General features: G+C 26.9%; 22 protein-coding genes. 6 read left to right on the top strand and 16 right to left on the bottom strand.

Annotated elements, in window-relative coordinates; translation table 11 throughout:
• Positions 1 to 131: 131 nt before the first annotated feature.
• The 15 genes from BUA62_RS08360 to BUA62_RS08290 form a co-directional block, all read right to left on the bottom strand.
• Entirely contained in the window at positions 132 to 320 is a 189-nt protein-coding gene (locus BUA62_RS08360; RefSeq protein WP_072865370.1) for a YuzB family protein, read from the bottom strand.
• A gap of 119 nt (positions 321 to 439) precedes the next feature.
• The gene (locus BUA62_RS08355; RefSeq protein ID WP_234970303.1) at positions 440 to 2,518 is read right to left on the bottom strand and encodes a copper-translocating P-type ATPase; all 2,079 of its coding nucleotides are present in this window, start codon (positions 2,516 to 2,518) and stop codon (positions 440 to 442) included.
• 246 nt (positions 2,519 to 2,764) lie between these two features.
• Positions 2,765 to 3,385 (bottom strand): hypothetical protein, encoded by a 621-nt coding sequence (locus tag BUA62_RS08350; protein ID WP_072865368.1) that lies wholly within the window; start codon positions 3,383 to 3,385, stop codon positions 2,765 to 2,767.
• 12 nt (positions 3,386 to 3,397) lie between these two features.
• Positions 3,398 to 3,652, bottom strand: a complete 255-nt coding sequence (locus BUA62_RS08345; protein WP_072865367.1) for an SHOCT domain-containing protein — start codon at positions 3,650 to 3,652, stop codon at positions 3,398 to 3,400.
• Between the two features lie 16 nt (positions 3,653 to 3,668).
• Entirely contained in the window at positions 3,669 to 4,244 is a 576-nt protein-coding gene (locus BUA62_RS08340) for a hypothetical protein (RefSeq protein ID WP_072865365.1), read from the bottom strand.
• Between the two features lie 14 nt (positions 4,245 to 4,258).
• Entirely contained in the window at positions 4,259 to 4,498 is a 240-nt protein-coding gene (locus tag BUA62_RS11700) for an SHOCT domain-containing protein (protein WP_072865364.1), read from the bottom strand.
• An 11-nt stretch (positions 4,499 to 4,509) separates the two neighbouring features.
• A complete protein-coding gene (locus BUA62_RS08330) occupies positions 4,510 to 4,944 on the bottom strand; it encodes a SoxR reducing system RseC family protein (protein WP_072865362.1) in 435 nt (144 codons plus the stop codon).
• Between the two features lie 30 nt (positions 4,945 to 4,974).
• Entirely contained in the window at positions 4,975 to 5,172 is a 198-nt protein-coding gene (locus BUA62_RS08325) for an SHOCT domain-containing protein (protein ID WP_052913248.1), read from the bottom strand.
• Positions 5,173 to 5,182: 10 nt separating this feature from the next.
• Positions 5,183 to 5,470, bottom strand: a complete 288-nt coding sequence (locus tag BUA62_RS08320) for an SHOCT domain-containing protein (protein ID WP_143148353.1) — start codon at positions 5,468 to 5,470, stop codon at positions 5,183 to 5,185.
• Positions 5,471 to 5,486: 16 nt separating this feature from the next.
• On the bottom strand, positions 5,487 to 5,870 hold the full coding sequence (locus BUA62_RS08315; RefSeq protein ID WP_072865361.1) for a DUF302 domain-containing protein: 384 nt from the start codon (positions 5,868 to 5,870) through the stop codon (positions 5,487 to 5,489).
• A gap of 89 nt (positions 5,871 to 5,959) precedes the next feature.
• Positions 5,960 to 6,190: a hypothetical protein gene (locus BUA62_RS11345; RefSeq protein ID WP_072865360.1), complete on the bottom strand. Its 231-nt coding sequence runs from the start codon at positions 6,188 to 6,190 to the stop codon at positions 5,960 to 5,962.
• 15 nt (positions 6,191 to 6,205) lie between these two features.
• Positions 6,206 to 6,514 (bottom strand): ArsR/SmtB family transcription factor, encoded by a 309-nt coding sequence (locus BUA62_RS11340; RefSeq protein WP_072865359.1) that lies wholly within the window; start codon positions 6,512 to 6,514, stop codon positions 6,206 to 6,208.
• Positions 6,515 to 6,542: 28 nt separating this feature from the next.
• A complete protein-coding gene (locus BUA62_RS08300; RefSeq protein ID WP_072865358.1) occupies positions 6,543 to 6,818 on the bottom strand; it encodes a metal-sensing transcriptional repressor in 276 nt (91 codons plus the stop codon).
• A 67-nt stretch (positions 6,819 to 6,885) separates the two neighbouring features.
• Positions 6,886 to 7,212: a heavy-metal-associated domain-containing protein gene (locus tag BUA62_RS08295; protein WP_072865356.1), complete on the bottom strand. Its 327-nt coding sequence runs from the start codon at positions 7,210 to 7,212 to the stop codon at positions 6,886 to 6,888.
• Between the two features lie 16 nt (positions 7,213 to 7,228).
• Positions 7,229 to 9,718: a heavy metal translocating P-type ATPase gene (locus BUA62_RS08290; RefSeq protein ID WP_072865354.1), complete on the bottom strand. Its 2,490-nt coding sequence runs from the start codon at positions 9,716 to 9,718 to the stop codon at positions 7,229 to 7,231.
• Between the two features lie 199 nt (positions 9,719 to 9,917).
• Between BUA62_RS08290 and BUA62_RS08285 the strand changes: the two genes are divergently transcribed.
• The 6 genes from BUA62_RS08285 to BUA62_RS08265 all read left to right on the top strand — a co-directional run bounded on the left by BUA62_RS08285 (position 9,918) and on the right by BUA62_RS08265 (position 13,359).
• The gene (locus tag BUA62_RS08285; RefSeq protein WP_047267535.1) at positions 9,918 to 10,280 is read left to right on the top strand and encodes a GntR family transcriptional regulator; all 363 of its coding nucleotides are present in this window, start codon (positions 9,918 to 9,920) and stop codon (positions 10,278 to 10,280) included.
• A gap of 1 nt (position 10,281) precedes the next feature.
• Complete coding sequence (locus BUA62_RS08280) at positions 10,282 to 11,052, top strand: ABC transporter ATP-binding protein (RefSeq protein WP_072865339.1); 771 nt, start codon at positions 10,282 to 10,284, stop codon at positions 11,050 to 11,052.
• Positions 11,052 to 11,807, top strand: coding sequence for an ABC transporter permease subunit (locus BUA62_RS08275; RefSeq protein ID WP_072865338.1), 756 nt, complete (start codon positions 11,052 to 11,054; stop codon positions 11,805 to 11,807). The genes BUA62_RS08280 and BUA62_RS08275 overlap by 1 nt, the downstream gene beginning before the upstream one ends.
• Positions 11,808 to 11,820: 13 nt before the next feature.
• Positions 11,821 to 12,147, top strand: coding sequence for a heavy metal-binding domain-containing protein (locus BUA62_RS08270; RefSeq protein ID WP_047266291.1), 327 nt, complete (start codon positions 11,821 to 11,823; stop codon positions 12,145 to 12,147).
• Positions 12,148 to 12,622: 475 nt separating this feature from the next.
• A complete protein-coding gene (locus BUA62_RS11840) occupies positions 12,623 to 12,748 on the top strand; it encodes a hypothetical protein (protein ID WP_255350151.1) in 126 nt (41 codons plus the stop codon).
• 14 nt (positions 12,749 to 12,762) lie between these two features.
• On the top strand, positions 12,763 to 13,359 hold the full coding sequence (locus BUA62_RS08265; RefSeq protein ID WP_084670757.1) for an ABC transporter transmembrane domain-containing protein: 597 nt from the start codon (positions 12,763 to 12,765) through the stop codon (positions 13,357 to 13,359).
• Here BUA62_RS08265 and BUA62_RS08260 read toward each other — a convergent pair.
• Positions 13,322 to 13,638 (bottom strand): transposase (locus BUA62_RS08260; RefSeq protein ID WP_143148350.1); only part of this gene is annotated, 317 nt, incomplete at its 5' end. The two genes, BUA62_RS08265 and BUA62_RS08260, sit on opposite strands and share 38 nt — an antisense overlap.

Below are 13,638 nucleotides of genomic sequence, written 5' to 3'. Positions count from 1 at the left end.
TGTATGATATCAAAAAAATACTATAAAGTCAACTGTTTTTATTACTATAAACTTAATTCTTTTTTACTATTTGAATATTTGAATATTAATTCATTTATTTTTAAAAATATAAGCTGGTTTTATATACCAGCTTATATTTTATCTATTAATTCTTCAGTACTATCTGCAATAATAGTATCTTCATTTTTTTTGAAAAATAATTTAGAATGACAAATCTTACATTCATCTAAACAGTTTTCTATTGAATATTCAATGTTTTTTTGATTTAAATATTCTATAAATTCTTCTATACCTTTATTATTTTTACAAACTTGAATCACAAAAACACCTCCCCTCTTATATAGGGTTTCAAAATAATTATAATAAATATTTTTAAATTTAAATTTAAAAATAAATTACAAAACACCCTGAAAATCAGGATGTTTTGTAAAAAAAAGATTTATTTCTCTAATTTTAAAAGTTTTGCATTTATTGCAACAATAACTGTACTTAATGACATAAATACTGCTCCAAGTGCCGGGCTTAAAAGAATACCCCAATTATAAAGTACACCTGCAGCTAAAGGAATAGCAATTACATTGTACCCTGTTGCCCATAATAAATTTTCTATCATTTTCTTATAAGTATTTTTTGCCAAACCAATAATTGCAACAACATCTCTAGGATCACTTCTAACAAGAACAATATCAGCTGATTCCACAGCTACATCTGTTCCTGCTCCTATGGCAATTCCAACATCAGCTTGAACTAATGCTGGTGCATCATTTACACCATCTCCTGTCATTGCTACAACTAAATTTCTTGATTGAATTTCTTTTATCTTTTGAGATTTTTCATGTGGTAAAACTTCGGCAAAATATTCATCAAGTCCTAATTCATCGGCAACCCATTTTGCAACTTGTTTGTTATCTCCTGTAAGCATCATACATTTTATTCCCATTTCTTTTAATTTAGCTATTGCTTCTTTTGATTCTGGTCTTATTATATCAGCAAGAGCTATAGCTCCTTTTAATTCTGAATCGATTAATACATATACAACTGTTTTTCCTGCCGAATGTAATTCATCAATTTTCTTATTTTCAACTTTTATATTATTTTCTCTTAAATACCCTGGACTAACAACCATAACATGTTTTCCTTCAACATTTCCTTCAGCACCTTTTCCAGGTATTGCTTTGAAATTATCTACTTTCATACGATTTTTTGCTGCATTAGCTATAGCTTTAGCTATTGGATGTTCAGAATGTAATTCTATTGAAGCAGCATAATTTAAAATATCTTCTTCAGTCATATCTTTTGAAAGGTTAATAATATCAGTTACACCAAATTTCCCCATCGTAAGTGTTCCTGTTTTATCAAAAACAATTGCTTGAATATTTCGTGCTCTTTCAAAAGCTACACGATCTCTAATAAGTAATCCATTTTTTGCAGAAATTGCAGTTGATACTGCAACAACGAGCGGAACAGCCAAACCAAGAGCATGAGGGCAAGTTATAACCATAACAGTAACTGTTCTTTCAAGCGCAAACACAAAACTTTTTTCCATTATCCAGGTCCATACAAAAAATGTCAACGCACCAGCAGATAAAGCTATACCTGTTAACCATACAGCAGCACGATTAGCTAAATCCTGTGTTTTTGATTTACTTTCCTGAGCTTCTTTCACGAGTTCTATAACTTGAGAAAGATATGAATCTTTTCCGGTGTTCTTAACCTTAACTTTTAAGGAACCTTCTCCATTAATAGAACCACCAATAATCAAATCATTTTTCTTTTTAGTTACTGGTTTACTTTCTCCAGTAAGCATAGATTCATTTAAAGAACTTTCTCCTTCAATTATAATACCATCTGCTGGTACTTTTTCTCCTGGCTTTACAACAACAATATCTCCTGTTTTTAATTCTTCAAGAGGTATATCTACCAAAGAACCATCTGGCATAAGTTTATGCGCATCGGAAGGCATCAGTTTTGCTAGTTCTTCTAAAGCTCTAGATGCTCCCATTACCGATTTCATTTCAATCCAATGTCCTAATAACATAATGTCTATCAATGTTGCAAGCTCCCAAAAGAATATTTCTCCTTCTAATCCAAATACAACTGTACTACTATAAATATATGCGGTACTTATAGCCACAGCTATTAAAGTCATCATTCCTGGTCTTTTTTCTTTTAACTCTTCATAAAAACCTTTTAAAAATGGATAACCACCATAAAAATATATTATTGTTGATATTCCAAAAAGAACATATAAATCCCCCGAAAAACGCAAAACATCTGAAAGTCCAAATAATTTTTGGACTAATGGTGATAATGCTAAAACTGGTATTGTTAGAATTAAAGAAATCCAAAAACGTTTTCTAAAATCCGCAACCATATGTTCATGATGACTATGATGATCATGACCAGAGTGTTCATGATGTTCGTGTTTCATAGATTCATGACCAGAGTGTTCATGATGTTCATGTTTCATAGATTCATGACCAGAATGTTCATGATGTTCGTGTTTTCTTTCATCCATTTATATCCCCTCCTTTAGTAATAGATGTTTTCAAAAGAAAAAGTTATATTTCTAACAATTACAATTACAATTATAATTATACTATTTTTATCCGATTTATACAAACTATAAAATAATTCAGTTTTTTAAAATAAATACTTTTTATTTAATTCTTTCAAAGGAAAAATCTTTTTAGATATATAATTCAATTATAATGGTAAAAAAGCACACCCTTAACAAAAATGTTAAGGGTTGTGCTTTAAAGATTTATTTGTTTTCCATATTCATTTCATTATCATTATTTTCGTCTTTTGATTGATCTTTATATTGATAATAATCTTTTGGATAATTCATCATATTTTCATATTCATTTTCATTCATCATATTTGAATAACCATATCCGCCCATCATATTCATCATACCCGGATAACCATATCCATCCATCATATTCATCATACCCGGATAACCATATCCACCCATCATATTCATCATACCTGGATAACCATATCCACCCATCATTCCATAAGCAAAATTCTCTGGTATTATATATATTTTATTGTCTATTTCTACAGATGTTACTATTAACTCTTCAATTTTTGAAAAACTATATAAAACTACAGCTTTAACTTTAATTTCTTTTCCTTCGACTATTGGTAAATCATTATAAAACATATACATATTGTCTAATCTTAATATATAATAAATTCCTTTTTCGTCTACAGCTAATGCTACAGGCATTTGTTCATTTAATTCAATAATTTTCAAATCAAAATTTGCTGATATTATTGATTCATTATTTTCATTTACTGTTCCTAAATTTTCACCATGAGCAAACATTAATGATAAACTCAAAATTAAAACAATTCCCATTAAAAACTTATTTTTCATTGTTTCGCCTCCCTATTCTATAAGTTTCTTTTTTCTCATATACTCTTCTTCTGTTATCTCACCATTTACAAATTTTTCATTTAAAATTCTCAATAAATCTTCATTGCTTGTTTTAACATTTGATTTTTTCAAATTGTTGGGTTTAAATAAATTTTTAAATAAAAAATATACTATAACCACCAATAAAATCATAAATCCAAAACCTATTAAAGAACCTATAATTCCACCATATCCATAAAAAAAACCACTCCAACCCCAACAAGGCATAACTCTCACCTCCTAATTAAAATATATTATATCTCAATCCTACTATCCAATTAAATTTAAAAGTATTATTTATAATATTTCCGACATTATCTTTTACTCCAACTTCTATAATATATTTATTATCAAAAGCTATCCCGCTACTTAATACAACATCTATTTTTTCATAATCTGTGATATCTTTTATTTTATTTTCTATTGCTATTCTAAACGGAATATATATTGTATTTTCCTTATTATTTTCTTTAATTATTCTTTTATAAAACATCATATGCATCATTGGGAAAACAAATAAATTATTTGTTTTAAATCCTGTATTAACTATATCGATTCCAATTTTTAGATCATTTAAATTAATATTTTTATTTGGATATATTAAAATTTCACTAAAATCTTTTTTATAATAGTTATCTATAGCTAAAGGGATATTTGTATATAAAGAAAAAATATTTATTCTACCATATATATCAAAATAACTTTTTGTTTCATCATTTAAATATGTTTTATTAATGGTTTCAATAGAAAAATCTACTATATTACTAAACGATACTATTACAACACTCAAAATAGTAAATATTAATATTATTTTTTTCATAAAAACACCTCACATTATTTAACAGCATCTAATCTACTAAGTAAAAGCCTTTTCTTTCTTAAATATTCTTCTTCTGTTATTTCACCATTTACAAATTTTTCATCCAATATATCTAAAGCTCTACTACTTCCTTTATATTTTTCTTCTAACATTGGTTGTCTTGAATCACTCATTGATCGTTCATTATGATGAGGGTATTCTCGATTGTGATGAGAATTATGAAAAAAACCTCTTCCAAAACCTCCACATGACATAATTTCACCTCCTAAAGTTGAAAATTATTATATATTTTTAATTTTTCGATAATTTCTGGAATATATTTAGTTTTTGCAATATTTTTATCATATATATGTATAAAATAATATGATATAACCATGCCACTTAAACCAACAAGAAAAGAGATAATTTCATTCAATCCAATAACAAATAATACAATTGTTAATGCTATCATTATCAGTAATGGAATACCATACATAATGAATGCTGCTCGTGATTCAAGAGAGTCCTCTTTTTTTATGTAGACAAAATCATTTCTATTTAAGTTCATATTTGATTTATTAATAGCTTTAATTTTTTTGTTAGGATCACCTGTTAAATTACATGAACCTTTTATAACACAAGAACTGCAATTTGCTGCTTCTAAAGCTTGAACATAAATATATTCATCATCAATATCTACAACTTTCATCAATTCTTTCATAGAAATCACCTCGGATATTTCCAAGAAACTTTATTCAATAAGCTTTTTCTTTCTTAAATATTCTTCTTCTGTTATCTCACCATTTACAAATTTTTCGTTCAATATTCTTAAAGCATCTTCTTTTGCACTATTTTTACTCTGTGTTTCTGTTAAATTTTTTACTGCATCTGGGTTTTTCATTATATACCATATTATTAATATAATTAAAAGAAATCCAAAAAACATCATAATTTTCACCTCACTTTAAATTTTTTAATATTAATTCTTTTTTTCTAATATACTCTTCCTCGGAAATTTCACCTTTAACTAATTTTTCATTCAAAATTTTTAATATTTCATACTCACCACTTCTTTTACTTTGAGACATATTTTTAATATCAAAATTTCCATTAAAAAATATTTTTTTTACTATGAAATAAACCACTACAAGAAATATTATTAGAAAAATAAAACTTATAAATGAACCTATTAATCCATATCCGTATCCATAAGGTCTAAAACCAGCCCAGCCCCAACCATGCATCATAATTTTTCACCTCCTTTTATAGACTATTGATGGCTCTTTTCAATGATTCTTCTATTTCTTTTGCAATTTCATATACCGCATCATTTTCTGTTGAACTCATTGCAATTGTAGGTTTTATCGCTGCTACTACTGTTTTTTCACCTTTTTCATAAACTATAACATTACATGGTAAAAAAAGACCTACATTTTCTTCTGCCAATATTGCTTTATGTGCATTTTTAGGATTACATGCCCCAAGAATTGTATAGTGTTTAAAATCTATACCTAATTTTGCTTTAAACTTTTCATCGAGATCAATTCTCATTAAAATTCCAAAACCCTCTTTTTGTAATTCTTTATTCAATTTTTCAATTGCTTCTTCAAAATCATAATTTGTTTCTTTTAAAATTCCATATTTCATTTTTACTCCTCCTTTTTTTATTTTTTTGGTACCCCTATACGGGTGGGACAACTTTAGTATATCATACTTTCCTTAAAATTTCCTTAGAATTATTCATTTTCTTCAATTAATTTTTCTATATAATTTATTTCGTCAACTACTTCATTTAATTTTTTCAGTACAACATTTACATTCAAACCTTTATCTTTACAACTATCTTTTAAACTGCTCATTTTAGCACAACATATATCAAACCCAAAATTTTTTAAAGCATCAAAAAGTTTATTATCCATATCCATAATTTCTTTTAAACTCATATTTTCATTAATTTCTGGTAACATATCATCCTCTCCTTTCTATTTTTTCATTATTTCCATAGATAAGTCTATTTCTTTTTTTATAATATAATCAACTTGATTTATTATATCTATAATTTTTTCATATTTTAATTCACATAACACATTATTGTCTTTTTTTATTTTTTTTATAATTCCAGCATCTTCCAAAATTTTTAAATGTTGAGAAAGATTAGATTGAGAAATTTCTAATTCTTTTTTTATTTTTGATATATTATATTTTTTGGTACCAATAATTTCTATTATTCTTAATCTCAAAGGATGTGATAATGCCTTAAAAATATTTGAAAATTTAATATACTTAGTCAATATATATCACTCCAAAAATTATTTTTATTTAAAGAGTCTTGTTTATATAGCACATTATTTCTTCCAACTCTAGAATTTTCTCATTTACTTCATATGCATTTTTCGATTTCACAGCATCTTTAACACAACTTTCAAGATGAGTATTTAAAATTTGTGCATTTGCCTTTTTTAACAATGATATTGAAGCTAATATTTGTTTTGAAACATCTATACAATATCTATCATCTTCTAACATTTTAACTACTGCTTCCACTTGTCCTTTTGCTGTTTTCAAAATATTTAATCCCTTTTTATTTTTATGCATAATATCACTCTTTCATTATTATATTTTTATGAAAGACCGGCCTAAAAGACCAGTCTTTCTATAATTTTTAGTGGCAACAACCGCCTTTGTTTTTTTTATGATCTTTATGATCTTTATGTTCCATATGATGTCCATGATGATGTTTTTCATGTTGATTATGATTATGTTCCATATGATGTTCTTCATCATCATTTTCTTTAATCTCTTTAACTTCATAACCCGCTTCATCTACAGCTTCCTTAATCAAATTATCATCTAAATTTTCTCCTTCTATAATTGCTTTTCCAATTTCAACTTTTAAAATTTTTAGTCCTGAAATCTTTTCTAATTCTTTAGTTACATGCATAACACAATGATCACATGTCATTCCTTCAATAATAATCACTTTTTTCATAATTTCTCCTCCTTTTTTAATTTTTAGGCTTAAATGTTTTTAATCTTAAAGCATTTAGTAAAACAGAAACAGAACTAAATGACATAGCAGCTGCAGCAATCATAGGACTTAATAAAGGTCCTCCAAATATATGCAATACACCTGCTGCTATAGGAATACCTGCGGTATTGTAACCAAAAGCCCAGAAAAGATTCTCTTTTATATTTCTAATTGTAGCTTTACTTAATTGGATTGCTGTAACTACATCTTCAAGGTCACTTTTCATAAGAATTATATCTGCTGATTCCATTGCAACATCTGTACCTGAACCTATTGCTATACCAACATCTGCTTGAGCTAACGCTGGTGCATCATTTATACCATCTCCAACCATAGCAACAATATCTCCTTTTTGCTGAAGTTTTTTAACTTCATTTGCCTTATCTTGTGGAAGAACTTCTGCTAATACAATATCTATACCAACTTGTCTTGCTATCGCTTCTGCTGTTTTTCTATTATCTCCTGTAATCATTGCAACTTTAATTCCCATTTTATGTAATTTTTCTATTGCACCTGCACTTGATGGTTTCACAGTATCCGCAACAGCTATTATTCCTTCAAGAATTCCATTTATTGCTATAAACATTGGTGTTTTTCCTTCGTGTGCCAACTTATTTGCTTCTTCATTTAATGAAATTTCAATATTTTTATCTTTCATAAGTTTTAAATTACCTAAATAAATATTCATTTTATCAATTTCTACTTCAATACCATGTCCTGGAATTGCCATAAATTTATTAATTTTCTTTAATTTTAAATTCTTTTCTTCTGCTGCTTTTACTATAGCCTCTCCCAATGGATGTTCCGATCCTTTTTCCGCTGAAGCTGCTATACTTAATAATTCATCTTTTGAATAATTTCCCTTTGTGTAAATATCTGTAACCTTAGGCTTCCCTTCAGTTATTGTACCTGTTTTATCAAAAACAATTGTTTTTATTTTATGTGTTGTTTCTAATGGTTCTCCACCTTTTATTAAAACTCCATATTCAGCGCCTTTACCAGTACCAACCATTATTGCTGTTGGAGTTGCCAAACCCAAAGCACATGGACATGCAATAACTAAAACTGCTATAAATATTGTTAAAGCGAATATTCCACCTGCACCTGCTAAATACCATGCTATTGCTGCCAAAATCGCTATTGCTATAACTATTGGTACAAAATAACCTGAAATAACATCTGCTAATTTTGCTATTGGTGCTTTTGATCCCTGAGCTTCTTCAACCAATTTAATTATTTGAGCTAAAGCTGTATCTTTACCAACCTTTGTGGCTTTAAATTTTATATTACCATTTTTATTTATAGATCCACCTATAACTTTATCTCCTATATTTTTTTCAACTGGAATACTTTCCCCTGTTAGCATTGATTCATCAACTGATGTATGCCCTTCAATAATAACACCATCAACGGGTATCTTTTCTCCAGGTTTTACAATAACAATATCTCCAACTTCCACTTCATCTACAGGAATTTCCAATTCTTTTCCATCTTGTAGTATTAATGCTGTTTTTGGTTGTAATCCCATTAGTTTTTTTATAGCTTCTGATGTCTTTCCTTTTGTAACACTTTCAAGATATTTACCTAAAAGAATTAAAGTTATAATAACTCCTGCCGTTTCAAAATACAAATCATTTGCATATTGGGTATTACCAAAATAAATTTGAATAGTTCCAAACAATCCATAAATTATTGCTGCTGAAGTACCTATTGCTATTAATGAATCCATATTTGGACTTAATTTATATAAATTTCTAAATCCTATTGTATAAAATTTATAACCAGCAATTGCAATTGGGATAACCAATAATAATTGAATAAGCGCAAAATTAAATGGATTTACTTCTGGATTTACAAATTCTGGCAAGTTTGCACCTAACAAGTGTCCCATTGAAATATATAATAACGGTATTGAAAAAATAGCTGAAACTACAAATTTTCTCCATAATGTTTTGATTTCTTTTTGACGCCTTTCTTTTTCAAAATCCACACTATCTTTTGAATCAACTTCAAGTGGTTTGTATCCTGCATTTTCTATTGCTTTTTTTATTTTTGATAATCTCGTAATAGTTGGATTATAAGAAACTATAGCTTTTTCTGTAGCAAAATTAACATTTACAGAAACAATTCCTTCAATTTTATTAATTTCTTTTGTTATCGCATTTGCACATGATGAACATGTCATACCTTCAATTGGAATTGTAACAGTTTTATAATCTACTGGAGATTCAACATCATAACCTACATCTTTTACTACTTCTTTAATTACTTCTTCGTTAATTTTTTCAGGATCAAATTTCAAAGTTAGTTTTTCTGTAGCAAAATTAACACTAACTTTTTCAATACCTTCTAATTTTCCTAATTTCTTTTCAATTGTTCGAGCACATGAAGTACACGTCATACCTATTACATTAAGTTCTTTTTCAACTGCTTTATTATCTTTTTCTAAAACTTCGTTATCTATCATATGAACTCCTCCTTTTTCTTTACCCCTGTGGTGGGGGGTGGGTTACATCTATAGTATATCCCTTAAATATTACAAATCAATGCGTTATTGTGTTTTTTATGTTAATTAAAAATGAAAATAAGATTAACCATATTGTTTTTTTATTATAGTTGTTGACATTTTCATACTGTAATAGTATAATATTACAGAGGTGATATAAATGTGGTTTTCTATAGATTTTCATTCGCATACTCCTGTGTATAAACAAATTAAAAATAAAATAAAAGAGAAAATTCTAAATAACGAATTAAAAAAAGAGATGTTTATTCCTTCAATTAGAGTATTAGCAAAAGAATTAGGAGTAAATTTAAATACCGTTGCAAGAGCTTATAGAGAATTAGAAAATGAAAATGTTATTAAATCTATACGCGGTTCTGGTTATATTGTTATAGGAATAAATGAAAAAGATTTCATTAATAATAAAATTGAAGAATTTAAAAAAGCAGTTGTTTCATGCAAAAGTGCAAATATTAAAAAAGAAGATCTATTTGAAATTATAGAAGATTTATTTGGAGGTGAATAGCATGATTTTAAAGATTGAAGGTTTAACAAAAAAATATGGAAATTTAATTGCAGTAAACAATATTTCTTTTGAAATAAATCGTGGAGAAATATTTGGATTATTAGGTCCAAATGGTGCTGGAAAAACTACAACTTTAAAATGTGTATTGGGGTTAAGAAAACGGAATAACGGTCAAATCCAAATTAATGGAAAAATTGCTTATTTGCCAGAAAAAAAACAATTATATAAAAGTTTAACAGTTGAAAAAATGATTGAGATTAATAATTTTTTGACGAAAGATTTTTCCATAAAAAAAGCATATGAATTATTAAGTGATTTTAATATAGATAAAAAAATTAAGATTTCTAATTTATCTCATGGAATGCTTACACAAATATATATTATACTTACTTTTTCACAAAACGCGGATTTATATATTTTAGATGAACCAACATGGGGACTTGATCCTTTAATGAGAAATAAAGTTTTAGATTTAATCAGAGAATTTACATATAATGGAAAAAGTGTATTATATACCAGTCACATCCTTTCTGAAGTCGAAAAAATTGCAGATAGAATTGCTATTATGTCTAAAGGACAAATATTAGAAATTGACTATCTTGATAATATAAAAAATAAATATACTGCCATATCACTTCCTAAAGAAGAAAAAACAAAAGGGTATTTATGGAAAAGTTTAGAAAAAGAAAATGTATGGATTGTTAAAAACAACAAAGGAGAACATATAACTATAGACGATATCTTCGAAGCTATTGTGAAGGGGGAATGGTAATGAAAAAAGAGTTTTATGAAATGAGAGTACGTTTTTTAATCTTATTTATAATAACTATAATCTTATTTTTTTCTATAGCTCCATTTCAAAAAATATATGTAAATATGATTGAAGAAAATATAACAGTTATAAAACCATATGCAGAAAAATTTGGTGTGGCAAATATAATTGAAAATTTAAATAATTGGAATTATTATATCTATACTCAATGGTTTGGAAAAAACTTTGGACAAATGTTACCAATTTTTGCTATTATAGCAGCATTTCCATTATTTTCACGTGAAATTGAAAATGGAACAATGGAATATTTAATGGTAAGAAAGTCAAGAGATTATATATTTTTATCAAAAGTATATAGTGGTTTGATTTTATTATTTTTACTTGTTATTTTTGGAAATTTATTGCCCATTATATATTCTAATTTATTTAACAAAAATTTTAATTCAATTATAGCATATAAATATATGATTCATGGTTTGTTCGGTGTATTATTTTGGTACGAAGTAACTATATTTTTTTCTATAATCTTTAATGATCAGGTTAAACCCATTCTTTCATCTATAGGTTTATTAGCTATTACAACAGCATTAGGATTCATAAAACCTTTAAATTTTCTAAATACTTATATCTATATTCTTGGTAATGATATTTTAAAATATGGAAAAATTGATTGGACTTATAGTATATACCTTTTTATTTTAGGAGAAATTATCGCTTCTTTAGCATATTACACTTTTAAAAACAAAGAAATCTAAGGGAGGTGTTTTTATGATAGTAACGACAGTTGGTTATGTTCCTGGATATGAATTCAAAGAAGTTTTAGGTATAGTTATAGGTAATACTGTTCATTCAAAACATTTAGGAAGAGATATTGCTGCTGCATTTAAAACATTGGCTGGTGGTGAATTGAAAGGTTATACAGAAATGCTCACTGAAGCAAGAAATATTGCATATGAAAGAATGATCGATGAAGCTGAAAAACTTGGTGCTGACGCTATTATTGGTATGAGATTTTCAAGCTCTGCTGTTATGCAAGGCGCCGCAGAAATGTTGGCTTATGGAACTGCTGTAAAATTAAAGAAAATAGAAGATTAATTTTTTTGATTTATTTAATATTTTAACTTTATTGTTTTAAAACAGTAACATTATTTGAATAATGATAGAATTTTGTTCGTAATCATAGATATTTGTTTATAATTATCTTTAATCTTCGTTAATTATTATTTTCTATTTTTTGATTATGTGTTATTATAAAAATTGTATAAAATCATTAAAATTCGAGAGGAGGTTATCACATGTTTATTAGAAGATTAGTTTCATTAAATCTTGTTAGTGGGATAAGTGTGCCTATTTGTGATAACCTTGCTCACATCAATTATTATTGATGATAAAGTAATTATTTGGGCTATGGTTATCACAACCATAGCCCATTTTTCATTTTATTGCTATTTTTGCTAAAAGGGCTATGGTTATCACGCCATAGCCCTATTTTTTTAAGGGAGGAATAAAAGATGGTTTTTAATTTTTAAATTCTGACAAACTAAAAACAAAAAATTGTAGGAGGGATTTTATGTCAAATTATGGAAAATATTATAAAAAGAATTACAACAAAAGAATAAAATCATATTATGAAGGTTTTGATGAAATGGAAAATATCAAGGATATTTTGATTGAACTTAAAAGATTTAATTATTGATGGAGGTATTTAAAATGAAAAAGATATTAAAATATGTATTTGATCAAAAAAAATATATTATTATAGCTTCAATAGGTATGATAGGTGGTATTATTGCTGAATTAATTCTTCCTTATTTAAATAAAATTGTTATTGACAACATCATTATAAATAAACAAATAGATTTATTATTTATAACATTAACTGGAATATTTTTTATTACTATTTTCCGGGCATTAATGGGATATGTGCAGGAATTTACTTTTGATTATGTTGGATCAAGAATTAGTAAGGCGTTAAAATTTGATTTATTTAAGCATATACAAAAACAACCTTTTAAATATTTTGATAAAACTAATACAGGTGAATTAATGTCCAGGATAGGTGAAGATGTTGATAACATATGGATGGCTTTTGGTTTTGGGATTGGTTTATCCGTTGAATTTTCTTTGTATTTTATTTTAGGCAGTGTTGTATTATTTTATTTAAACTGGAAATTAGCTTTAATTAGTTTAATTTCAGCGCCTTTTATAGCATATTTAGCAACAAAATTAGAAAAAGAAATAGGGGTTCTCCCACGAAAAGAGTGGGTAATTAGGAAAAAGGCAATTTACCTAAAGCCAAAAAAATAGTAATGGATAAATATTTAAAAGACTTAAAACCATAAGCTCTTTTGGTAAAAGTTCTAAGTTTTGAATTCATGCCTTCAATTTTAGCATTGGTTAATCCTGTTTTTAAATGCATAAGAATACCATTTATATGTTTATATAAACTCTTAGCTGCTTTTTTCATTTCTGGTATATTTGATTTTAACGCTTTGTCATACCATTTTTTAAAGAATTTTGATGCATATGCTGGTTTTTTATAATCAAATATTTTTTTTAATTCCAGAATTAATGAATATGCTTTTA

This window comes from Marinitoga hydrogenitolerans DSM 16785 (assembly GCF_900129175.1).
Taxonomy (GTDB): domain Bacteria; phylum Thermotogota; class Thermotogae; order Petrotogales; family Petrotogaceae; genus Marinitoga; species Marinitoga hydrogenitolerans.
Note: the sequence above shows the minus strand (reverse complement) of the source record. Positions and strands in the feature narration are given on the sequence as shown.